Below are 23,093 nucleotides of genomic sequence, written 5' to 3' on the forward strand. Positions count from 1 at the left end.
GTCACCCCCCGGTCCCGGGGCCGAAGAAGCCGTGGTGCGCCAGTTCGAGGGTCTCGACGGCCACCTTCGGGCTGTCCGGGCTGAGCTGCGGCCCCGTCCACCTGACGGGGATGACGTCGAGCAGCCCCCACCGGGCGATCACCGTGCCCTCCAGGGTGCGGGCCTCGATGGTGGCGGTCTTGCGGGTGATCCCGTTCGCCATCCCGGAGAACCAGCGCATCAGCTTCGTGCTGTCGGCGGTGACCGGCCGGGACAGCTTGACGTTGGAGAACTTCATCCGGGTCGGCAACTGCCACACGTGCCCGTTGTTGCCGCCCTCCTCGCGCTGCTCGACGACGACTTCGCAGCCCAGCCCGTCGCAGGTGTTGAACGCGCCGAGATCCTGGTCGTCGATCCTGACGACGAAGGCGATCGCGACGGCGACCTCATCCTTGGCCATTCGTCCCTCCTGGTCCTGCGCGTGTTCCCCTGGTCCCTGGCGTGGCTCCCGGTCCCCGTCAGCCCGGCCCGCCGAGCGCCCCGTGCCGCTCCCGGTCGAGGCGCAGCTCGGTCTTGAGCCGGCGCAGCAGCGGGTCGTACAGCTTCTTCAGCAGTTCCTCCGGTTCGGCCCCGCCGGCTGGCGGGACGCCCGGCGCCGCCGGCCCACCGGCTGCCGCCCCGCCACCGTCGGGCGGTGGGGCGGCGGCAGGCGACGCGGGCGCGTCGACCGGGGGCGGCGGGGCGGCGTCGTCGGCCCGCTGCACGACCGGACCCGACAGCTCACCCAGGGGGTACGCGGACAGCGGCGGCCCGGGTGGCGCGGTGTCCCGCCCCTGGGGCCGGCCGGCCGACGGCGTTGCGGGAAGCGTGCCGACCCACCGCTGGACGGGCGGGAGCCCGCCGCCGGCCTCCGCGCCGGGCGAGCCGGCTGCGTCGGTCGATGTCGCCGGGCCCGGCGCGGCGCCCGGGTACGCGGCGGCCGGGGTCGGGGACAGCTCCACGGGGACGGCCCGCTCCGGGTCGGCTGTGGTGCCGGCCCGCCCGCCGCCGGCCGGTGGCTCGTCCCGCTGCCAGGTCACCCGCTGCACGGCCGGCCGGTCGGGCAACGGCGCGACCGGCCCGGCCCCGGTCAGCAGCGGGGACGGGCGGTCACCGACGAGCCGGGCCACGACCAGGGGCAGGGGAGGGGACGGGTTCCCGCCCGCGTCCACCCCTGCGGGGCCGGCCGGCCCGGCCGCGTCGCCGGTGGGGTCCGCCGTGCCGCCGTCCCCGCCGACGAGACCGGCGACGCCCGGTCCGCCGTCGGTGCCGGTCTCCCCGCCGGCCGTGGCGCCACCGACCGGGCTTGTTCCACCGTCGTACGGGCCGTCGGTGCCGGTCGACGCCTCGGCGTGGGGGGCCGGCCCGGTTCCGGTCGACGGCCCCTCGACGCCGGGGCCGGTCGGGGTGGCCGACGTCGCCAGGCGCGCCACCACCGGCAGGTCGGTGCCGCCGGAGCCCTCCTGTCCCGCCCCCGGACCGCCGGCCGGATCCACCGCCTGAGCGCCCGCCGCCGGCCCGCCCGCTGAGGAGGCGCAGCCCGAGGGCGTCGACGTGGGCGGCCCGCCCAGCAGCGGGGCCATGCCCGCCCCGGCCGGCACGTCCCCGCCGGCCGTCGTCTCCCCGCCGGCGACCGTCTCCCCGCCAGGTGACTTCCCCCCGGCGGGTGGTGTCTCTCCGGCGGGCGGCACGAACGTCTGGACGGGTGCCGGCCGGCCTGTGCCCGGGTCTGCCACGCCCCCGGCCCAACGGGTGGGTGGGGCGTCGCCGCGCGGCGTACCGGCGAGCGGCAGGCCCTCGGCGGGCGGCGGGGGACCGCCGACGGGGTTCTCGCCCCCGTCGGCGGCCCCCGCCCCGGCCTGCGGCCCCACGGGGGAGGGGCCGAGACCGGTGGGAAAGGCCTGCGTGTCGAGCCGGGAGACGGTGACGCTCCCGGAGCCCACGAGCGTGGTCGAATCGTCCGCCGGTGCCGCGTCGCCCGCGTCGCCTGCATCTCCCGCGTCACTCGCGTCGGCCGGTCGTCCGGCCGATGCGGGCTCGGTGACCGGCCCGTTCCCGCCGGTCGGCGACCGCTGGACCAGCGGCGCGGCGGCCGTCGACTGTGGGCCGCCCGCCCGGCCCTCTCCGGCGGCAAAGCGTCGCACCTGCTCGGGATCCTGTCCGGGCGCGGAGCGTTGCACCGACGGGGGAGCGGCGTCGCCGGCCGGGCGGGGCACCGAGGGGAGCACGGGGGACACGATCGGCTCGCCCAGCCCGAGCCGGCGGGGTGGCCTCGGGCCGTCCCCGACGAGCCGCTGCACGGGCAGGTCCGGTGCGGACGGCCCGGCGCTGCCCGGTGTGAGGGACCGGGTGCTGCCCGGTGTGAGGGACCGGGCGCTGCCCGGTGTGAGAGACCCGGCGCTGCCTGGTGTGAGGGGCCCGGCTGCCGCCGCCGACCACGCGTCCGACGCCGGACCCGGGACGTCACCGCCGAGGGGACCCGTCATATCGGCCGGGGTCGTCGCGTCGGTGTCACCCGTCGCCGGGGTGTCCCGTCCGAGGGTGGGTGCCTCGGGCGAGGCGGCGTCGGGTCGGGGAGCCTCCGGCGTCGGGTCGGCCGGTCGGTCGACGGCCGGTAGGAGCAGCTCCTCCGGCGGTGGGGGCGCGGTCAGCAGCCGGCTGACCGGCACCGGCTCCACGGGCACCGCCCGGCCCCGGGCCGACACGGCCAGCGGATGTTCCGGCGCCGGTGTGGTTCCCGGCGGGCCGGCGGCCTGCCGTTGCAGGGACGGCGCCGGCGGGCGGCTGTCCGCCGACGGCGCCGCGAGCGGCAGCGGCCCGGGGTCGTCGCCGTGCGTCCGGCCGGCGGGCTCCGGGACGGGCCGGGGCGGCTCGCTCACCGGCACGGCCGTCTCGTGCAGCACCCCCGCCGGCTCGGCGGCACCGACGAGGTGACCGAGGGGCGCCAGGTACGACGGGTCGCGCCACGCGGCCAGCGACCCGGTGAACGTGTCGGGCAGGTTCAGCCGTGGCTCGTCCGGGATGACCCGCTGGAGCGGCGGGAGGCTCTGCCACGCCGGCGGCTCGCTCCGGGTGGGGGCCGGCGAGCCGTCTCCGGGTGGCGCGTCCGCGATGGACCGTTGCACGGCCCCCTGCGTACGCCGGCGCCACGGCCACATCGGGTCACCGTCCCTGGCTGATGCGGGTGTTGATGCTGGCGATCTCCGCCACGTAGCGCAGCCGCTCGCCGTGTTCGAGGTCGAGGATCTCGTCCAGCGACCAGTGGAAGTGGTAAGCGACGTACGCGACCTCGGTGTGGATGCGGTCGGCCGCGTACGTCACGATTCCCCCAGGCGCCCACCGGCGAGGTCGACGGCGAACCGGTGCCGGCACTCCGGGCACACCACGCTCGCCCGGGTGTGCCCCTCGCTGTTGATCCGCCGGTACATGTCCTGGAGGAACGCCAGGTCCGAGGCGAACAGGTCCTCCACCACGCCCGGGTGCACGTCCAACACCGTGCCGATCCGGGTGATCACCCGGCTGAGCAGCACCACCGTGAGGTACGGCGGGTTCTCCCGCACCCGGTCGTCGCGCAACGGCACCAGCTCGTCGCGGGCGGTCGCCAGCCGCATCACCCCGTCCCGGTGCACCGTGCCCGAGCCGTCGACGTAGCCGCGCGGCAGCTCGAACGGGAACTCCGTGCGCAGCGTCTCGCGGCGCGGGGCGACGGCGGGCGGCTCCGGGCCGGGCGACGGGACCAGGGACGACGTGCGGCGCATGGGGCTACTCGACCTCCATCGACTCGTACGTCACCACGAGCTTCTCGGTGAGCACGCTGGTGTCACCGGCCTTGAGCGAGCTGATCTCCAGGCTCTTCGCCCACGCGTTGGTGAGCTTGTACCGCTTGATCGGTATGCCCTCGTAGTCGAAGACGATGATCGCGCCGCCCTTGCGGGCGGAGCCCATCTTCCCGAAGCGGCAGTCCTTGACCCACCGCTCGAAGCTGTTGTCCGCCGTCAGGCCCCGGGTCAACGTGACCTCGCCGGCCTTCGGCGCGCCGGGCGCCTTGCGTACGGCGAACTTGCCGTCGGCGGTGTTCGACTTGTACTCGATGACGTCCTGCTCCATCTTGAGGCCGGAGACCTCGGTGATCTGGCGGATGACGATGCTGTCCACCTCAAGGCCGAACGAGTGGCCGACGGCGGAGTCGAAATCGGGGAGCGGCACGACTGCCTCCTGACGCTTTGGGGACTACTCGTTGACCAGGCTGGTGCCGCCGGACATCTGCGCCAGCTGGAAGATGACGAACTCGGCGGGCTTCACCGGGGCCACGCCGATCTGGCAGATCACCTGGCCGGCGTCGATGCTCTCGGCGGAGTTGGTCTCCTCGTTGCACTTGACGTAGAACGCCTCGTCGGGGGTGAGCCCGAACAGCGCGCCCCGTCGCCACTCGTTGACCAGGAATGCGCTGATGGTGCGGCGGATGCGGGCCCAGAGCATGTGGTCGTTGGGCTCGAACACCACCCACTGGGTGCCGTTGAGGATCGACTCCTCCAGGTAGTTGAAGAGCCGCCGCACGTTCAGGTACCGCCACGCCGGGTCGGACGACAGGGTCCGCGCGCCCCACACGAGGATGCCCCGGCCCGGGAACGAGCGGATGCAGTTGACGCCGATCGGGTTGAGCAGTTCCTGCTCCGCGCGGGTGAGCTGCGTCTCCAGGGCGATCGCACCCCGGATCGTCTCGTTCGCGGGGGCCTTGTGCACGCCCCGGTTGGCGTCGTTGCGGGCCCACACCCCGGCCAGGTGACCCGACGGCGGCATGAACCGGTTGGTGCCGGTCACCGGGTCGAACACCTTGATCCACGGGTAGTAGAGCGTGGCGTACTTCGAGTCGTAGCCGGCCTGGTCGGTGCGCCACTCCTTGACCTGCTGCGGGGACAGCCCCGGCGGCGGGTCCAGGATGGCCATCCGGTCGCCCATCAGCTCGCAGTGGGCGATCATCGCGGACTGGACGGCCTTCACCGACTCCAGGTCGATCGCGCCGCGCTGGTAGGCCCCCATCAGGTCGGGCACCGCGACCATGGTCACCTCGTCGACCGCCTCCAGGCCGCCGAACCCGGTCCGCTCCGCCGCGTCGCCCACGTACTCGTCGGCGGACACGGACTCCGGTGCGCTGACCGTGGGCGGGGCGCTCAGCGCCACCTCGCCGCCGCGGGGGCGGGCCAGTTGGCCGGTCGGCGCGGCCTCCTCGATGGTGATCAGCTTGGACCGCTCGCGAACCACCGTCACCACGTTGTCCTTGCCGCGCTTGGTGGTCACCGACTCGAACGTCTCGACCACCTGGCCGCCGCGCTTGACGACGAGGTTGAAGCGGTCCTCGCCCGCGCCCTCCGGCGGGTCGGCCACCTCGACCGTCACGTCGTCCGGCATGCCCTCGGGCAGGGCGCGGGCCACCACCCGGTACGTGCCCAGGATCGCCGTCGGCTCGGGCGCCGCAGGCAGGGCCTGGTCGCTGGCCCGGTCGCCGCCGACCCGCACGATGTACGCGGCCCCGCCGCCCTGCATGAAGTACCCGTACACGGCGTGGCCGAGGTAGCAGTCCGGAGCGAACTCGCCGAAGGTCTGCGAGTACTGGCTCCAGTTCGTCACCAGGGTCGGGGTGTTGAACGGCCCCTGCGCGGCGAAGCCGACGAACGCGGCGACCGCCGTGCCGACGCCCTCGATCGGGCGGGAGCCGGCCACTTCCTCGACGTACACGCCCGGCGCCAGGTAGTTGGGCATCCCGCCTCCTCGTCCCTCGGGGATCGAGTCGAGCGTCCCGCCTACGGGTGCGGGGCCGAACGTCCGCCGGGCCGATTGATCGGGAAAGGTCCCCTGCCTCATGGGGCAGAAGGGCCCGGGCGGCGCTTCGCGGGAGGTTTTCGCGGACGGCTGGGATATGTTGAAAACCTACTCAGAGGTGTCGATCATCTTGAGGAGTGGCAGATGGCCGAGATCAATCTGGTTCCTCGAGACGCGGTGTCCTTCGAAGAATTCTCGCAGTTCGCGCAGAGACGCGGTTGGGAGATTGATCAGAGATCGGTTCGGGCGGCCCGCCACGAGGAGTCTCCGGAGTTCTTGTGGCGGGCCGGCGGCGACGTCACGGTCAGGCTGGTGCAGAGCGCGAGCCTGGACCACAGTTACCTGGTCGTCGCCGGTGACGAACCGGGTCCGTCGGCGGATGCCGTCCGGGAGGAATTCCCCTCCTATGCTCTCGCCGAAATTGTCGAACGGCTGTCCGAGGCTCGTTCCGACGAGGATCGGAGGGCCGCACTCCGACTGGTGGCGGCGACCGGCGTAGCCGGCTTCGACCAGACCATCTACGACGCGGTACGCGCCGGCCTTGAGGACTCGGATCCGCTCGTGCGGCTCGCGGCCCTCGCTGCTGCATTCCACCTTCGATGGCAGCAGTTCAGTCCATTGGTCGAGCGCGTCAGCGAATCCCCCGAAGCGGGTGAGAACATCAGGAACGTTGCCGGTAACCTGCTCGGCCTCACCCACTGGGATCGCGGGTAGGGCAAGGCCCCTAGCTGGTATAGCGCTTCTCGGCCGTCCGCTTCGCCTCCTCGATGGCCTGGCCGAGGGTGAGCTGCTTGTCAGCGATGCGACGCGCCAGTTCCGGGTCGCTGTCCAACAGTTTCTTCTTGTCCTTGTCGGACATCGCGATGACGGAGAGCTGCACCCTGCGGCCAGCCAGCTTGGCCAGGGCGGCCTTCGCCTCAGAGCTGTCCATGCCCTCGGAGTGGAAGAGGGAAAGAGCGGAGACCTTGGTCTTCATCGTCCAGCTCTTGCCGCTGGCGAAATCGATCGTGCCCAGGATGGAGTCGGCGCAGCTCCCGCACGGGCTTCTCGTTATGTGCAGGGACAACCAGCAGATCGGGTCGTACTGCATCAGCTCTTTGAATTCCTGCACCTGGGGGAGCGCGTCCCAATTACCCTTGAGCCGCTCCAGCACGGTGACCTCGGCATGGGCGCCCTTCTCGGACACCTGCTCTTGCTTGATCTTGCCCTTCTTCACCCAGGTGCCGAGCGTCCGGCGCGGCACCAACTCCCGGCTGCCGTCCTCGTTGGTCAGCCAGAGTCGATCTCCACTCCGCAGCACGGCACCTCTCAGCGTGGCAAGATTGTCCAGTCTTGCCGGCCAGGATAGGTTGGCCTGCGCGCGGGTGGCAATGTTCTTGTCGAGCGCCACGTCCACCGGAATCCTGAAGGGCTGACCGGTCTCGAAGTGATCCGGCCCGTCAACCCGGGGGTCCTGGCTCAGGTCGCAAGCTACCTCCAGGACCTTTTTCTTCGCGCTCGCGCGGACCAGGAAACTGAACTTGGAGGCCTTGTCGTCGGCGCTGACGACGTGGAGTTCCTTGAGTCCCTGGCCGCGCCAGCTGTTCCAGACGGCCGCAGTCGCGTCCTTGATGCGCGGAGGGCTGGCTCCGCCACCGAGACGGGCGCGGAGATCCGCCGCGACCCCCGCCCGGACCCGTTCGCTGCGGGCGGTCTTCGCGTCGTCCCGTCCGCCGCGCCCGCCGACCTTCTTCCGGATCGCCGAAGCCTTGGCCTTCAACTTGCTCCAGAGCTTTCTGCCGATCGCGGCGATCTTGTCGGCGACCCAGCCAACGGCCTTCATGACGGGCGCGGCGAGCCCCTTGAAGAACTTCTGCACCCGCTGCGCGATCCCGCCGACGCCGAGCACCGCCGCCAGCACGCCGATCAGCACCGGCACCGACCGTGCCAGGGCCTTCTCGATCAGCGCGGGCACTCCGCCCGTACCGCCGCCCGCGATCGCGATGATGGCGTCGAGGACCGAGTTGACGAACTCCAGGATCTGCGCGCCCTGGGTCACGATGAACGTGACGAAGTCGATGATCATCTTGACCGCGCGGACGAAGGCCGACGCGGGGTTGAGCAGCGAGATGATCCAGGTGATGCCGGCCATCAGCACGGTCGGGATCAGGTACTCGCTGATCTTCGAGAACAGGTTGGCCTTGAGGTCGCCGACCTTGTCCTGGATCTCCTCCCACAGGCCGCCGAGCCCCTGTGCCTGCACCTTCCGCACGAGGGGCACGGACTTCTCGACCGCGCCCATGGCCGGCTCGGGCACGCCGCGCTTGATGATCAGGCCCCGGATCGACGCCCAGGTCAGCCCGAGCAGGGAGCCGATCATCATGACGATGCCGCGCAGGTCGAACTTCGCCGGAAGCTCCAGCCCGGCCCCGGCCATCGCCCCGGTGAGCCAGCCGACGAGGCCCTTCTTCAGGTGCTCGCCGATGTTCGCCAGGAACCCTCGCAGCCCCGCCCCGACGGCGGAGACCAGGTTGCCGAGGAACCCGATCGGGTCCTTGATGATCGCCATGACCGCCTGCGCGGCCTTGGCCAGGACACCCATCAGCATGTCCTTGAGCTGCATGATGGTCTTGATGACCCCGGCGACGGCGTCGACGGCCTTGGCGACGAGGCCCTTGTTCTTCTCCTTCTCGGCCGCGATCTCCTCGTCGACCGACTTGAGCGCCTCGTTGTACTTCGTCGCCAAGGTCTGCACCAGCTCGGTGCCCTTGTTGTTCACCGACTCGGTCAGCTCGTCGAACTTCCCGGCGAACTCGCCGGCCGCCTCCTTGCCGATCGCCTGGAGATCGGCGGGGAGTTTCTTCACCTCGGCCTGCAACTGGTCCCGGCCGGTGGCGATGCGCTGCTTGGCCCGGGTCAGCTCCGCGCCGATCACGTCGGCCACGCCGGAGATGACCTGCTGCATCCGGTCGACGTAGCCCTTGCGGGCGGTGACGAAGATCTGGTTGGCCTCCTCGGGTAGCCCGGCGAACTTGTCCTTGATCCACCGGCCCTTGCCGAGCAGCCCCGAGTACCGCTTGTCCTTGTAGGCGTCCATGAGCCGGGTGTGTTCGGCGGTGAACGCGTCCCGGGCCGCCTTCTCCCCGGCGGTGAACTTCTCGTCGACCTTCTTGTCCAGGCCGGACAGGATCTCCTCGACGTCCTTCTTCGTGGCGTCGAAGACCTTCTGCAACGTCGCGGTGACCTGCGCCCGCTTGGTCTCGTCGGCGGACTTCGCCTGCTCCTTGCCCGCCCCGACCGCCTGCCCCGCCTGCTTGCGATCGCCCGCGAGGGCGGTCATCGCCGTCGCCCCGGCGGCTCCCGCAGCCGCCTTCGCGCCGCTCAGGGTCTGCGCCTCGGCGGCGCGCACCTGGCCCGGGGCGGTGGCCGCGTGCTGCTCGACCGCGTCCTTCTCCTTCAGCGCCCCGGTGAACTCCGGCTCGTTGGACTTCGCGAGCTGCTCCTCGGTGACCTGCGCCTCGGCCATCTGCTGGTCGACCTGCTTCGGCCCGCCGGAGAGGTCCGTCGCCGCCGCAGGCGCCCTGTCCGGCACGGCCTTCGCCGGGTCGGGTGCGCCCGGCGCGGCCGGGGGCTTGTCGGCCACCAGCGGCGTGACCGGTTTGTCGACCGCCTGAGAGGTGTCCGGCGGGGCCTTCGTGGTGGTCTCGATCGCATTCGCCGAGGCCTTCTTGCCGTCGGTGACCTGGCCCTGCACCTGGCCCTTGACCGCGTCCGCCTTGCCCGAGTCGCCGAACTTGTCGGCCTCGTCGAGGTTCTTCGGCGCCTGCGCCGCGATCGCCTCGTTGACCGCGCGCACGAACGCGGCCTTGTCGAACTCGCCGGGCTTGGCGGCGTTCATCTTCTCCGCGTTCGCCGCCTTGCCCTGGGCCTCCTTGTCGTCCTGCGGCGCCTTCGCCGCGCCCTGCGCCTTCGCCGCCTCCGACGTTGCCGGCGGGTGCGCGCCGAGCACCTGCTGCTTGCCCCGCACGTCCGCCTTCAGCGCGGCGAACTTCGGGTCGGCCTGCGGCCCGGGGCGGTGGACGGGACCGGCGTCGGTCGCCAGCCGCTGCACCGGTACGTGGACCGACGGGTCGACAACCTCCGGACCGGTGTCACCGGCCGCTGGTGCCGTCGTCGGCTGGACCGTTGCCGAGGAGGAGGACGACGATGCCGAACCCGTCTTCGGTGCCCTGCCGCCGGAAGTCGATCGGGGGGTGGTCGGCGATCGACGCGCGGTCGATCCAGCCGCCCTGCGCTGCGCCACCAGGGCGGACACCGCCCGGTTGCCGGCTGCCGCCTGCAACCGCTGAGCCACGGCCGGGCTCAATGGGCGGGCCCCGGGGCCTCGGTGCGCTGCGGTCGTGGCGTCCGAGTCATCAACCGGCCGGGCCGGTGCAGGCGCTGCCGGGCGTACCGGAGCGCGTTCCGCACCTCGTTCCTCGGCCGGCGCCTTCACGCTGTACCTCCCGGGCCGGGCACGCCACCGTCAGTTCACCGTGGAAATGAGCGTCCGATACTCGGAGGCACCGGTCACTGACCGTGCGGCCTCTTGGGAGTGCCGCGAAAGTTGCCCGATGGGGCAGCGCTCGGTTGGTCGGACCTTCGGCTGTCCGCTCCGGCAGGAGGCCGGGGAGGCAGATTCGCGAGGTGTCGGCCGACGGCTAAAAGCGTGGACGACATAACCGAAGATCCATACGATCGTCGATGCGCTGCGTCATTTCGGGGTTCGCAGGCATACGGGGAGAGGTTGTCACTTTGAGATGGTCAGTAACGGGCCGGAGCTTGGCCACTGCCCTGGTGGCGGTGGTCGGTGCCGGCGGGCTCGCCGTCGTGTCGGCCGCTGGGGCGGCCTCCGCGGCTCCCTACCACGAGAGTCAGATACCGATGCACATCGGCTACACCGACTCCACCGACGCGCAGGTCGCCCACGAGTGGGAGGGCGACACCAACGCCCCGCTGGGCACCTGGCAGGACGGGGCGAGTCAGCTCCACACGTCCCGGGTCTACGCCACCTTCGACCTGACCGGCTTCGCCGCGCGGCAGATCATCGGCGGCAAGCTGTACCTCCGCGAGCAGAGTGCGGCCGAGTGCCCGAAGCGGGCCGTCGAGGTCTGGCGTACCGCAGCGGTGACGCAGACGCCGACCTGGGCGGGTGCACCGGCGGGGATCGAGAAGCTTGACGAGGCGGGCGACTCGACGTACTGCCCGGCCGATCTGGCGTTCGACGTCTCGGCGGCGGCCCTCGACGACGCCCGCGAGGACGACGGGCGGATCACCGTCGAGCTGCGGGTGTCGGCGCAGCACGAGAGCGACCTCAGCTACGGCCGCCAGCTCTACTGGTACAAGCGGTTGCAGCTGAGCGTCACCTACAACTCGTTGCCGGCGGTTGACGGCGACCACCTCTACAACGGCGGCTTCCCGTGCCGGGAGCAGGCCCCCTACCCGACGCTGCCGGCCCAGCGCGCGACCCTCCAGGCCGTCGGCAACGACGCCGACGGCTGGGACAGTGTGCGGCTCGACGTCGGCGTCTGGCCGGTCGGCGACCCGGCGGCACGGGTCGAACTGAGCCAGGAGCACGGTCAGTCCGGCCGGGCCACCACGGTCCAGGTGCCGGACACCGCGCTGGTCGACGGCACGACGTACGCCTGGCAGGCCCGCACCTCCGACGGCCTGGACACCTCCGCCTGGTCCCGGACCTGCTACTTCACGGTCGACCGTACGGCGCCGCCGGCTGCCCAGGTCACCTCGGCCAACTATCCGACCTCGGACACCGGATCGACCCCGGTCGGCGAGCCGGGGGTGTTCACCCTCTCCGGTGGCGGCGACCCCGACGTGGTCGGCTTCGCGTACGCCTGGGAGTCGATCCCCGTGTCCGGGTGCGCCTACGGCGACCTCGGCGAACTGGTCTGCCCGGATCCGGTGACCGTGCCGGGCACCGTGCAGACCGGCGTGCCGGGCGGTTCGGCGACGCTGACGCTGAACCCGCCCCGGGACTTTCTCAACACGCTCGTCGTGCGTTCGCTCGACCGGGCGGGCAACCGGTCAGCCGAGACCCGCTACGAGATCCGGGTGCCGGACACCGACCCGACCGTGACGGTGGTGGGCGACCAGCCCGACTGGGGTGACGAGGTGACCGTCCGGATCACGCCGCACGCCGGGGTCGTTCCGGTCACCGAGTACGAGTATGTGCTGACCGGGAGCGCGAAGCAGACCGTCCCGGCCGGCCCGGACGGCAGCGCCACGGTCACCTTCACCGCCGACGAACCGACGGGCTACCAGCTCACGGTACGCAGCCGCAGCGCGAACGGTTGGGTCTCCTCGGAGGGGTCGTGGTCGCTGCGCTTCAACCACCAGCCGCCGGGCGTCTCCTCCACGGTCTACCCCGCCAACGGGCAGCCCTCCGGTGGCATCGGTGTGCCGGGGACGTTCGTCTTCTCGCCGCCGTCCAACTGGGACGAGGTGAGCGAGTACCGGTACAAGTTCACCGGTGGCTCGGCGTACCAGACGGTGGCGGCGGGCCCGGACGGCACCGCCTCGGTCACCTGGACCCCGACGTCACGCGGGTTCAAGACCGTGAGTGTGTACGCCGTGCGCCCCGACGGGAAGCAGAGCTACGTCGCGAAGTCGTACCCCTTCCGGGTCGCCTGACGGGCCTGCGCACGACCGGCGCGACCGGGACGGCCGGCGAGGTCAGGAGGCCGAGGCCTCCGCTTCTTCTTCCTCCTCGCCGGTCTCCTGGCGCTGGACGTACGTCTGTGCCGACTCGTCCTCCTCGGACATCTCCTCGGCGCGCTGCACCTCGGGGTGGTCGTGCCCCTCGTGCTCGACCGCCCGCTGGACGGGGGCGGCGGCAGCCGGGGCGGGAGTGACCGGGGCCGGAGTGGCCGGGGCGGACATCAGCCGGTCGGCGTTGGCGACGGCCTCCCTCTCGAACCGGTCGGACGGGTCACTGACCTTCACCCCGCCGCCGTGGTCGGTGCCGTCGACCGGCCCGCTGCGCTGCTGCACCACGTGGGTCAGCTCGTGGGCGAGCATGTGCTGCCCGGCCGACGACGCCGGGTCGTAGCTGTCGCGCTGGAAGACGATGTTCGACCCGACGGTGTACGCCTGCGCGTTGACCGACTTCGCCGACTCGTGCGCCGCCCCGTCGGTGTGCACCCGGACGTCGCCGAAGTCCTGCCCGCCGAACCGGGACTCCATGTCGGCGCGCACGTCGGGGGCGAGCGGCGTCCCGCCGCCGGAGTTGACCACGTTGTGCACCGGGGAACGCTCCGGCTCCAGCAACTCCCCGACGGCCTGGTTGCCGACCGCCCGTTGCAGCCCGAGCAGCCCGGACGCGCCGAGGACATCGGGGCGCCCGGCGCTGGCAGCGGCGTACATGAGGTGGTCGGTGTCGCGCTCGGGGCCGGACGGCCGGTCACCGGCGGGGCGTGCCGCCGCGTCCGAGTCGAACTCGCGATGTCCGCGCATGTCGGCCTCCTCGCCGGAACGACCCGGCGCGATGACGGCAGGGTCTCCCGTCTCGACCGTCCCCTGTCGGGTGGCCCCGGTACAGGGCGAGCCGGGCCAGCCGTAGAGGCAGCGCGGACTGCCCACCCGGGCAGTCCGTCGCGCCCTGGTGGCCCACGTCGGCGCACTCACGGACACCGATCGCGGCAGACGGTCCAGATGCGGTCGCGGGGCCGGCCGCGCCTTGCCGGACGGACCTAACATCGGCGGTCCGGGCAACTGTCTACGTTGGACGGGAGGGCTCATGCTCCTACGCCGATCGGAGCGTCGCAGGTCGTCGCGGCGACCGCGCCCGGGCGCCCGCGAACCGGGTCGCCGGTCCTGGATGCAGGGCTGGGGGCTCAAGGCGGCCGTCATCTCGGCGGTCGTCCCGCTCGTCGTCGCGGCCCTGTGGGCGAAGGGCACCGGACTGGTGGATCGCTGGGTCAACCCCACCCCGAGCGCCTCCGGGTCCGTGACGCCCGTGACACCCGTGGCGTCCGCCGGTGGTCAGGCCCCGGGGCCGTCGGCCAGCCCCTCACCGGTCGGCCCGGCTCCGGACGGCTCGCCGTCGGACGTTCCGCCGCTGCCTCCCGAGCCGATCTGGGACCCGACCGGCCCCCCGTCCGCCGGACCCACGTCGAGGCCCACCCCGACGTCGAAGCCGAAACCGCCCCCGCCCAGCGACGAGGCGGCTGTCTCCGCGCGGGTGCGGCGGAGCGGAACGCTGGCCATGGCCGACTACACGGCGTACGACCTGGACTCGACGGCCGCCGATTGGAATCCGACCAAGGGCGACTGGGGCTCCAGCCGCGACGTCGGATATGCCTCGTGGTGGCCCGACGCCAGCAACGACGCCGTCGTCAGCCGTGCGGACCCGAGGTACGCGGCGTCGCTGCCGGGCACCGGTCCTTGGCAGCGCGCCGACTGCGTCCAGGCGGGGTACGGGCAGCCGTCCGCCCGCCCGGTCGGGGATCGGCTGCTGGAGGGCCGGGGAATCTGCGTGGTCACCTCGGCCGGGCGCTACGCGCTGCTGGTGGTGACCAGGGCGGTCGAGAAGCAGCTCACCGTCCGGGTCACCGTCTGGGAGTGACGCCCCCGCGCCCGGCAACGATCTCCCGTCGCCGGGTGGCGGCCTCACCCGGCCAGCCCCAGGTACGGGCCGAACTCGCTCTCCAGGGTCAGCCGGCCGAGCTTGCGGTACTCCCGGCCCACCGCGCCGATCAGCTCGGCCATCCCCACCGGCCGCCCCGCCCCGGCGGCCAGGTACCCGGCGGTCACCGCCGCCGAGCGGATGTGCCCGCCGGCCAGCTCGAAGGACTCCGCCAGGAAGCCCAGGTCCACGTCGGGGGCACGGGGCACCCGGTCGCCGAGGCAGCGGTCCCACAGCGCCCTCCGGGCCGCCTCGTCGGGGACCGGGAAGTCGACCACCACGTCGAGCCGGCGGGTGAACGCCTCGTCCAGGTTGGCCCGCAGGTTCGTCGCCAGCACCGCCAGCCCGTCGAACGTCTCCATCCGTTGCAGCAGGTACGCGCTCTCGATGTTGGCGTACCGGTCGTGGGCGTCGCGCACCTCGGAGCGCTTGCCGAAGATCGCGTCCGCCTCGTCGAAGAGCAGCACGCCGTTGACCCCGGCGGCCTCGCCGAAGATCCGCTCCAGGTTCTTCTCGGTCTCGCCGACGTACTTGTCCACCACCGTGGCCAGGTTGACCGTGTAGAGGTCCAGCCCGAGGCTGCCCGCCACCACCTCGGCGGACATCGTCTTGCCGGTGCCGGAGTCCCCGGCGAACAGGGCGGCCACCCCGTGCCCGCGCCCACCGCCGGGGCGCATCCGCCAGTCGCGTAACACCAGGTCCCGGTGCCGGGCCCGGCCGGCCAGCTCGTGCAGCAGTGACAGCGTGCCCGGCGGCAGCACCAGGTCGTCCCAGCCGACCTCCGGAACGATCCGCCGGGCCAGCCGCTCCAGGCCGGCCGCGTTCTGGGTACGCGCGCCCGCGCGCAGGTGCGCCGCGCCGACCGGCTCCCCGGTGGCGGCGGCGAGCTGGACGGCCACCGAGGCGGCCCGCCGGATCGCCGGGGCGCCGAGGACGAACTGGGCGGTGGCGGCGGCCGGGTCGAGCCCATCGGCGAGCGGGCCGGGCAGCGCGGCCCGCCACACCTCGGCCCGCTCGGCGGCGCTCAACGGCACCACGTCGACCTGCATCGGCGCGCCGGCCGTCCACGCCGGGTCCCAGGGCTGCGTCCCGTACGCCAGTACCGGAACCTCACCGGCGGTGAGCCGGGACCAGACGGCCCACGGCTCGTCGCCCCGCACCGGCCCGACGACCAGTCCCGCCCCGGTGAGCAGGGCCTCCCGGACCAGCACGGTGGCCAGCTCCGCCGCCTGCGGGTCGGCCGCGAGCCGGGGCAGGTCGACGGCGAGCGCGCCGCGCCCGGCGCGGTCGAGGGCGGCCACCGCGAGGGCCGTCGCGCTGCCGCCCGGCTTCTCCCGCAGGTACGCCAGCCGTGCCCCGGACCGGCCGAGCTGCTCGGCGCCGGGCGGCGGCGACCCGGCCGCGTCGACCGGCTCGGCGAACCCGACCAGCGACGGCTCGGGGGCGTCGGCGCCGAGTAGCCAGCCGCCCACCCGGTCGGGCACCCACAGCCCGCGGCTGAGCACCGGCCGGTCGGGGGAGTCGACGCGCAGCAGCGCCAGGTCGATCAGCGGCGCCCCGGCGGCGAGCCGGAGCCGGGCCGGCGCGGCGGCCTCGGGCAGCCCGCACAGCCGCAGCGCCAGCCCGACCGAGGGGCGGCGGCGGGTCACGTCGTCGTTGAGGTACCCGTAGAACAGCTCGAACCGGCTGTCCACGTCCGGGGCGAGGGCCACCAGCAGCAGCGCCTCGTCCAGCGGGGTCAGCCCCGCCGCCCGGGCCAGCTCCGCCAACCGGTCCGGCCCGGCTGCCGGCCCCGATCCGGCCGACGCCCTTGCCGAGGCGTCGGCCGGATCGCCCGGCCACGGGTGGAAAGGCTCCCGGCCGGCGGCGAGGGCGGCGTCGACCGCCTCGTCGGACAGGTACAGCCCCCGGAAGGGGTCGTCGGGCTGCGGGTCGGACTCCCGGCGGGCCGCCACCGCGGCGCGTACCGCCAGCTCCACCCGCTGGAGACGGCGCAGCAGCGTTGGCGACCCCCGGGCCACGGCTCAGCTCCCGGCCGGGGTCGACCGGTGCCGGACCCGGTCGGAGGCGGCGTCGCGGGTGCGGTCGCCGACCTCGGCGGCCATCCCCTCGCGGGCCGGCGGACCGGCCTCGACCACCCGGCCGCTGTCCACCGGCGTGCTGATCACGACGTCGAGCGAGGGCTTCAGCTCCCCGCCGAGCGCGGTCCACACGTCGGCGAACGCCCGGTCCTCCGGCGGCGGCAGCGCCACGGTCATCGGCACCGGCATGCCGATCGCGGCCACCGAGCCGGCCAGCACCGCCGGGGGAAGCGCGTCGAGGCGCAGGAAGCACAGCAGCAGCGACGACAGCAGGCGGTGCTCGTCCTCGGGACGCTGGGTCCACGCGGTGACCAGGTAGGACAGCTTGATGTAGCGGGGCGGGGCGACCCGCCGGGCCACCTGGCCGCGCTCGTCGTACTCGTTGACCAGGCCCCGGGACCGGCGGCGCAGGTCCTCCCGGATGTCGTAGAGGTAGACGTTGACGGTGGGGGCGTTGCGCCGGGCCGCCCACTCCTTCGTCGGCGCCTCGAGCACGATGTCCACGCCGGACCCGGGCAGGGCCTCGTCGCGGACCAACCGGCGCAGCGCGTCGTCGATCTCGTGGATCACCCGCTCACCACCTGCCCCGGAAGGGCGGGTCGAGCCCGCGCGGCACCACCAGGAACGGCTCGGCGGCCCGCACCGGCCCGAAGGCGCGGCCTCCCGAGACCCGCGCGGCGGCGAGGTTGCGCGGGCCCAGCTCGTCCTTGCGCAGCACCAGGACCTGGGTACGGAAGCTGCCGTCCGCGTCGACGGTCACCGTGTCCGGGGTGGCGGTGATGCCGGGCTGCCAGCGCAGTCGCACCGTCGCCCCGGGCGGGAAGCCGGTGCCCACGGCGGCGGTCACGAACCCGGGCGGCCCGATCGCCGGGTCGACACGCAGCTGCGGCGCGATCACCTGCACCGACGCCCGCGCCGTGCGGGTCGCCGACACCTCCCGTACGGTCGCGGTGAGCCGCCCGGCGACCGCCGCGACGATCGCCGCCCGCGCGGGCAGCACGACCCTGACCACCTGCTGCCCGCCGGGGCCGAGCGTGCCGAGCAGGCAGAGTTGGCGGCCGGCCCCGCAGCGCGGGTCGGCGCTGACCGGCGGCAGCAGCGGGGCGGGCGGGGTGACGTCCAGCCAGACGTTGTCGGCCGGCAGACGGCCGGCGTTGCGCACGGTGAAGGTGACGGGGACCGGGTCGCCGCCCAGGTAGGCCGGCTGGTTGCCGACCGAGACGGTGAGGGCGAGGTCCGGCGACGGCAGGCGCTGGAACGCCGGCTCCGACCCGACCTGCCGGACGACCGTCGTCGGCGCACCGCCCGCGCCGGGCAGGACGACGATGTCCGGCGGCTCCTCGGACCCCTGGAGGGTCACCGCGATCCGCCGGCCGTCCGGGGACCACGCCGGGTCCGCCGCCCAACGGCCGTCCCGGTCCCCGGCGGCGAGCGGGTGCCGGGCGGCGGAGCCGTCGGGCGCGACCACGCACAGGTCGGCGGGGCGGCTGCTGTCGGCGAACGCGATCGAGGCCCCGTCCGGGGACCAGGCCGGCGACCGGTCCGTCTCGCGGGCCGGGCAGCCGTCGCCGATCCGGGCGCTGAGGTCGGTCTGGTCGGTGATGGTCAGGGTGCCGGTGCCGGTGCCGTCGAGCCGGACGAGCCAGATCCGGGTGCCGGTGAGCTGCGGGTCGGACACGATGATCAGCGCAGTGTCGGCGCCGGTGCGGCCGGCCTGGTCGGTGGCCCGGCAGGTCACCACGGTCTGCCCGATCGGGAACCGCGAGCCGGACGGCGGCTCGCAGCGCACGGGCAGCGGCCGGTCCGCCTCGTCCACGGCCGTGGCCTGGTAGGTCACCTGGGCACCGGTCGGCCCGGTCGGGGCGACCTGCACGTCGTCGACCCGGACCAGCGGCAGGCCGGGCTGGGCGACCCGGACGATCAGCTCCTGCACGGCGTCCGATCCGGCCTCCGGCGGGTCGAGGTCGAAGCGCAGCGTGCAGCGCAGCACGGACCCGGGGACCGCCCCGGGCGCGACGGAGACGGTCTCGGTGAACCTGGCCGGCGTGCCGGCGTCCACCCTGGCCGGGTCCGGGTCGAAGGCGACGGAGAGGCCGTCGTCGCAGATGGCGCTCGGCCTGACGGTGACCTTCAGCTTCCCGATGGCCTCGATGATGGCCGTGATCATCTGCCCCGGGTCGCTGTTGGCGGTGAGCAGGCCGCCGGTGGCCTCGGCCAGCCGGCCGGCCGCGCCGTCGTAGTTCAGCCCCCGCTCGAAGTCCGCGCCGGCGATGGGCACCCCGATCAGGGCGATCCCGGCGGCCTGGAGCGCGCTGGTGAGGTCCCCCTCGTCGATCGCGCCCTCCTCCGGCGGCGGGAGGGTCTTGTCCACGCTGTCGGTGTCGCTGATCAGCACGACGATCCGGCTGCTGTCCGGCCGGAACCCGATCCGGTCGTTGCCGGCGAGCTGCCGCAACGCGTAGAACCAGTTCTCCGTCCCGTACGGGCTCTGTGCGGCGAGCCGCTGCACGGCGGCGTCCATGGCCGCGTCGTTCCTGGTCAGCGACTGGCGGGGCAGGTACATGTCCGGGTCGTACTCCCCCTCGCCGCCGCGCCCGCTGAACGTGGCCAGGCCGAACCAGGCGTCCGGCTGGCTCGCCCGCACGTTCTCGATCACATCGGGCAGCCGGGTTCTGAGCTGGCTGATCACGCTCGCCCCGCCCTCCCCGGGCTGGGACATCGAGGCGGTGTCGTCGACGAGGAAGACGATGTCGGGGCGGGGCGGGATCGGCGGGGTGGGCAGCGACTGCTCCACGGTGAACGAGGTGCCCGGCCGCGCCGGCCGATCCACCCTCGGCACCGCCAGATCGCTGCGCCGGGGGGTGGCCAGCCGGGAGAACGCGAGCCGCAGGCCGTCGGGTGACCAGGAAGGCTCGGCGTCGCGGCCGATCAGGTGCGGGGGCATCGGCACCTCGGCGAGGAGCCTCCCGTCGGCGACCGCGACGACCAGGATCCGCGAGGGGTCGTCGTCCGGAGGCTGCCGGGTGAACGCGACCGCTTCGCCGGTCGGGGACCAGGTCGGGTCGGTGTCCCGGTCCTCCTCGGCGGTGCCCGGCGGGGCGAGGGCGCGCGGGTCGGCGCCCGAGGCGTCGGCGACGACGACCCGGGCCCCGCCGCCGGGCTGGTCGGCGCTGTAGGCGAGCCGGGTGCCGTCGGGACTGAACGCCGGCCCGGTCTCCGACAGGCCGGGCCGGGCGGTGTGGTCGCGGCGGTCCCCGCCGGTGGCGTCGGCGGTCCACACGTCGCTGGTGTCGGCCAGCTCGGTGGCGGTCCAGATCAGATCGCCGCCCCGCCACGCGGGCTCGTGCTCGGGCAGCGGGCCGGTGGCGACCGGGGTCACCCGGCCGGCCCGGGCGACGTACACGTCCCCGGCGGGATCGTCGCGGACGGAGGTGAAGGCGATCCGCGCACCGTCGGGGGACCAGGCCGGCTGCGCGGCGTCCCGGGGGCCCGGCACCGCGCGGGTCACCGGGCCGCCGCCGGGGGCCACGGTGGCCACCGTGCGGAAGGCGGGGTCGCCCGCCGGCGCGAACCGGGCGGTGGTGAAGGCGATCCGCGCGCCGTCCGGGGACCACGCGGGCTGCCCCTCGGCGGCCGGGCCGTCGGTCACCCGGACCGCGGCGCCGCCCCCGGCCGGCAGCACCCAGACGTCCCCGGCGGGGTCGCCCCGGGTGCTGCCGAAGGCGATCCGGGCCCCGTCCGGCGACCAGGTCGGCCAGCTGTCCTCGGCCGGGTGGTCGGTGAGCCGCCGCAGCCCGGAGCCGTCGACCCGGACCAGCCAGATGTCGGCGTTGCCGGCACGGTCGCTGGTGAACGCGACCTGCCGGCCGTCGGGGGACAGGGCGGGGTGGGCGACCGTGCCGGGGCCGCCGACCAGCCGCACCGGCGACCCGCCCGGGCGGCGCAGGTAGAGCCCCCCGCCACGATCGGCGCCGCCGGGGTCGGCCCGCCGCCCGACCCAGACCAGCCGGCCGGCACGCGCGTCGACGTCCCGCTCGGCGTCGCCGCGCTCGCCCTCGGACAGCAGCGGACGAGGCCCGGCGGTGGCGCCCGCGCTCACCACCGGGGTCGGGCGCTCCTCGCTGCGGTAGCCCAGCCGGTAGCCCACCTCGGCGGCTGGCGGGGCCGGCGCCGGGGCGGGCGGCGTGGGGGCGGGTGGCGCAGGTGGCGCGGGCACGGCGAGCGCCGACCCGGCCACCAGGCCGAGCACCATGACTCCCCAGCGGCGGTTGCCCCAGCGCACGACACCTCCCCGTGGTCACCCCTGTTCCCACCGTGGCGAGCCCCGGCGTGGCGGGTAGCGGCGGTCGGTGCCGGCCTGCGGGCAATGCGGCCTGCCCGATGGGGCAGCGCGGCTCAGATCAGGCCGTTGCGCAGCGCGTACGCCACCGCGTGGCAGCGGTTGCGCAGGTGCAGCCGGTTCGTCACGTCGTGCAGGATGTTCTTGATGGTCCGCTGCGAGTAGGAGAGCTTCGCGGCGATCTCGGCGGTGTCGAAGCCGTCGGCGACCAGGCGAAGCACCTCCACCTCCCGGTCGGCCAGGCCGGAGAAGGTCAGCCCGCGCGGCCCGAGCACCTCCCGTTGCAGCGCGCCGACCTGCTGGAGCAGCCGGCCGAGCAGGTCCGGCGGGACGGCGCCCTCGCCCGCCGCGGCGGCCCGGACCACCGCGACGAGGCGGTCCGCGCTGGCCTCCGACCGGCGGACGATCCCCGCGACGCCGTGTTCCACGGCGGCGACCAGCCCGGCGTCGTCGACCTGGGTCACCACCAGCACCAGCGCGGGCGTGCCCCGGCTGCGCGTCGCGCGCAGGGTCCGCAGGGACGACTCGTCGATGCCGTCGGTGATGATCACCGCCACCTCGGCCCGGTCGGCCTCGGCGTCGTCGAGCAGCAGCACCTCCGGCCGGGGCCGAAGCTGACTGACCACCCCGGCGCGCGAGATGACATCGGTGGAGGACAGGTGGACTGGTACGCGTCGCATGAGCACCCCCGGTGCGCTGGGACGATCGGTGACGCCGAGTATCGCCCGCCGCACCAATCGTGCAGTCAACGTGGGCTTAACGGCCCTCCCGCGTTGCCCCAAGGTCTTCCTCCACGGCGGATTGAACGGGCGGGCATCCACCTAGAGTCGCGCCATGACCACCGACGCGAACCTGGACACCGACCTCGTCGAGGTCAGCCCGGGCAGCGAGGCGAGCTGCCGGCTGGAGGTCCGCAACGCCGGCCCGATCGTCGAGTCGTACGTGCTTGAGGTGCTGGGCGACGCCGCCGGTTGGGCCCACGCCGAGCCGCCCACCGTCTCGGTCTACCCCGGCTCGGCCGAAACGGTCGCGATCCGCTTCCAGCCACCCCGGTCGCCGCAGGTGGTGGCCGGCGACCGGCCCTTCGCGGTGCGGGTCACCCCGGCCGAGAACCCGGACGGCCAGGTCATTCCGGAAGCCACGGTGCGGGTGCTGCCGTTCGCCGAGATCGCCCCCGAGATCCTGCCGCGCACCTCGCGGGGGCGCTGGGGCGGCCGGCACGAGCTGTCGGTGTCCAACCTGGGCAACACGCCGCTCGGGCTGGCGTTGGCCGGGAGCGACCCGGACAATCGGCTCCGCGTGACGGTCCGCCCGCCGCAGCTCGCGGTGGCCCCCGGCGAGGCGGCCTTCGTCCAGGTCCGGGTCCGCGCGCGTCGGCTGCGGTGGCGCGGTCACCCGGTGACCCTGCCCTTCCAGGTCGCGGTCGCCTCGGAGGAGACGCCCCCGGCCACCCTGGACGCGGCGACCGTGCAGGAGCCGTTGCTTCCGCAGGGGGTGGGTCGGATCATCGCCGCGCTGGTGGTCCTCGTGTTGCTCGGCGCCGGCCTGTGGTACGCGCTGCTGCGGCCGACGGTGAAGTCCCTGGCCGAGGAGGTCGCCCAGGAGCAGGTGGCCCCGGTGGCGCAGCAGGCCAGCGCCGCCGACAGCCGGGCCCAGCAGGCCGACGACAAGGCCCAGCGGGCGCTCGGCGGCGCGTCCGCCAGCCCTCGCCCGGCGGGGCCGACCCCGAGCAACCCGCCGCTGCCGCCGTCGGCGACGCCCAGCGCCCCCGTGCCGGGCATCCCGGCGGGCGGGCAGTCCTTCAGCCGTCGGCTCGCGGTCACCGCCGCGAAGGGCGCCACCCGCACCGACCAGTACACCGTGGCGTCCCGCCGGGTCTTCGTGCTGACCGACATCTTCCTGCAGAACCCGCAGGGCGACGAGGGACGGCTGGAGCTGGTGGTGGACGGGACGACGGTGCTCACCGTGGCGTTGAACAACTTCCGGGACCTCGACTACCACATGGTGTCGCCGATCGAGGTCCGCGCCGGCCGGGTGATCAGCCTGCGGGCCACCTGCCGGACGGCGGGCACCGCGCTCGACGGGGCCGGTGGGGGCGGCGGCCAGTGCCGCGACTACGCCCTGCTCAACGGCTACACCCGCAGCACGAGCACCCCGGCGGCCTGACGACCCCGGG

General features: G+C 74.0%; 18 protein-coding genes. 5 read left to right on the forward strand and 13 right to left on the reverse strand.

Annotation, left to right across the window (positions count from 1 at the left end; translation table 11 throughout):
• Nucleotide 1 precedes the first annotated feature (1 nt).
• From ACFYZF_RS24745 to ACFYZF_RS24770, 6 genes are read right to left on the reverse strand one after another with little or no spacing between them, the layout of a single operon-like run.
• Nucleotides 2-439 carry a phage tail protein gene (locus ACFYZF_RS24745; RefSeq protein ID WP_350888479.1) on the reverse strand — a complete coding sequence of 146 codons (438 nt, stop codon included), beginning with the start codon at nt 437-439 and terminating at the stop codon, nt 2-4.
• A gap of 58 nt (nt 440-497) precedes the next feature.
• Entirely contained in the window at nt 498-3,143 is a 2,646-nt protein-coding gene (locus ACFYZF_RS24750; RefSeq protein ID WP_387024561.1) for a hypothetical protein, read from the reverse strand.
• A 37-nt stretch (nt 3,144-3,180) separates the two neighbouring features.
• A complete protein-coding gene (locus ACFYZF_RS24755) occupies nt 3,181-3,339 on the reverse strand; it encodes a DUF6760 family protein (RefSeq protein WP_387024563.1) in 159 nt (52 codons plus the stop codon).
• Nucleotides 3,336-3,776, reverse strand: coding sequence for a hypothetical protein (locus ACFYZF_RS24760; RefSeq protein WP_387024565.1), 441 nt, complete (start codon nt 3,774-3,776; stop codon nt 3,336-3,338). Before ACFYZF_RS24760 ends, ACFYZF_RS24755 begins: the two co-directional genes overlap by 4 nt.
• 4 nt (nt 3,777-3,780) lie before the next feature.
• Nucleotides 3,781-4,224 carry a phage tail protein gene (locus ACFYZF_RS24765; protein ID WP_387024567.1) on the reverse strand — a complete coding sequence of 148 codons (444 nt, stop codon included), beginning with the start codon at nt 4,222-4,224 and terminating at the stop codon, nt 3,781-3,783.
• A gap of 24 nt (nt 4,225-4,248) precedes the next feature.
• Nucleotides 4,249-5,778, reverse strand: coding sequence for a phage tail sheath family protein (locus ACFYZF_RS24770; protein WP_387024569.1), 1,530 nt, complete (start codon nt 5,776-5,778; stop codon nt 4,249-4,251).
• A 204-nt stretch (nt 5,779-5,982) separates the two neighbouring features.
• Here ACFYZF_RS24770 and ACFYZF_RS24775 point away from each other — a divergent pair, with 204 nt between their 5' ends.
• Nucleotides 5,983-6,552 (forward strand): hypothetical protein, encoded by a 570-nt coding sequence (locus tag ACFYZF_RS24775; RefSeq protein ID WP_387024571.1) that lies wholly within the window; start codon nt 5,983-5,985, stop codon nt 6,550-6,552.
• A 10-nt stretch (nt 6,553-6,562) separates the two neighbouring features.
• On the opposite strand, the gene ACFYZF_RS24780 is transcribed toward ACFYZF_RS24775, so the two are convergent.
• Nucleotides 6,563-9,928: a hypothetical protein gene (locus tag ACFYZF_RS24780; RefSeq protein ID WP_387024573.1), complete on the reverse strand. Its 3,366-nt coding sequence runs from the start codon at nt 9,926-9,928 to the stop codon at nt 6,563-6,565.
• A gap of 37 nt (nt 9,929-9,965) precedes the next feature.
• On the opposite strand from ACFYZF_RS24780, the gene ACFYZF_RS24785 reads away from it, so the two are divergent.
• Entirely contained in the window at nt 9,966-10,166 is a 201-nt protein-coding gene (locus ACFYZF_RS24785) for a hypothetical protein (protein ID WP_387024575.1), read from the forward strand.
• 472 nt (nt 10,167-10,638) lie between these two features.
• The gene (locus ACFYZF_RS24790) at nt 10,639-12,504 is read left to right on the forward strand and encodes a hypothetical protein (protein ID WP_387024577.1); all 1,866 of its coding nucleotides are present in this window, start codon (nt 10,639-10,641) and stop codon (nt 12,502-12,504) included.
• A 42-nt stretch (nt 12,505-12,546) separates the two neighbouring features.
• On the opposite strand, the gene ACFYZF_RS24795 is transcribed toward ACFYZF_RS24790, so the two are convergent.
• Nucleotides 12,547-13,326 carry a DUF4157 domain-containing protein gene (locus ACFYZF_RS24795; RefSeq protein ID WP_387024579.1) on the reverse strand — a complete coding sequence of 260 codons (780 nt, stop codon included), beginning with the start codon at nt 13,324-13,326 and terminating at the stop codon, nt 12,547-12,549.
• Nucleotides 13,327-13,854: 528 nt separating this feature from the next.
• A complete protein-coding gene (locus tag ACFYZF_RS24800; protein ID WP_387024581.1) occupies nt 13,855-14,079 on the reverse strand; it encodes a hypothetical protein in 225 nt (74 codons plus the stop codon).
• Here ACFYZF_RS24800 and ACFYZF_RS24805 point away from each other — a divergent pair.
• The gene (locus ACFYZF_RS24805) at nt 14,078-14,437 is read left to right on the forward strand and encodes a hypothetical protein (protein ID WP_387024583.1); all 360 of its coding nucleotides are present in this window, start codon (nt 14,078-14,080) and stop codon (nt 14,435-14,437) included. The two genes, ACFYZF_RS24800 and ACFYZF_RS24805, sit on opposite strands and share 2 nt — an antisense overlap.
• Nucleotides 14,438-14,481: 44 nt before the next feature.
• Here ACFYZF_RS24805 and ACFYZF_RS24810 read toward each other — a convergent pair whose 3' ends face one another.
• From ACFYZF_RS24810 to ACFYZF_RS24825, 4 genes are all read right to left on the reverse strand, one after another.
• Nucleotides 14,482-16,518 (reverse strand): ATP-binding protein, encoded by a 2,037-nt coding sequence (locus tag ACFYZF_RS24810; protein ID WP_387024585.1) that lies wholly within the window; start codon nt 16,516-16,518, stop codon nt 14,482-14,484.
• A 3-nt stretch (nt 16,519-16,521) separates the two neighbouring features.
• Nucleotides 16,522-17,148, reverse strand: coding sequence for a DUF4255 domain-containing protein (locus ACFYZF_RS24815; protein ID WP_387024587.1), 627 nt, complete (start codon nt 17,146-17,148; stop codon nt 16,522-16,524).
• A 4-nt stretch (nt 17,149-17,152) separates the two neighbouring features.
• The gene (locus ACFYZF_RS24820; RefSeq protein ID WP_387024589.1) at nt 17,153-20,860 is read right to left on the reverse strand and encodes a VWA domain-containing protein; all 3,708 of its coding nucleotides are present in this window, start codon (nt 20,858-20,860) and stop codon (nt 17,153-17,155) included.
• Between the two features lie 113 nt (nt 20,861-20,973).
• Nucleotides 20,974-21,597 carry a LuxR C-terminal-related transcriptional regulator gene (locus ACFYZF_RS24825; protein ID WP_387024591.1) on the reverse strand — a complete coding sequence of 208 codons (624 nt, stop codon included), beginning with the start codon at nt 21,595-21,597 and terminating at the stop codon, nt 20,974-20,976.
• Between the two features lie 154 nt (nt 21,598-21,751).
• Here ACFYZF_RS24825 and ACFYZF_RS24830 point away from each other — a divergent pair, with 154 nt between their 5' ends.
• Entirely contained in the window at nt 21,752-23,083 is a 1,332-nt protein-coding gene (locus ACFYZF_RS24830; RefSeq protein WP_387024593.1) for a hypothetical protein, read from the forward strand.
• Nucleotides 23,084-23,093: the final 10 nt, after the last annotated feature.

The sequence above is a fragment of the Micromonospora sp. NPDC001898 genome (genome assembly GCF_042891255.1).
In the GTDB taxonomy this organism is placed as follows: Bacteria; Actinomycetota; Actinomycetes; order Mycobacteriales; family Micromonosporaceae; genus Micromonospora.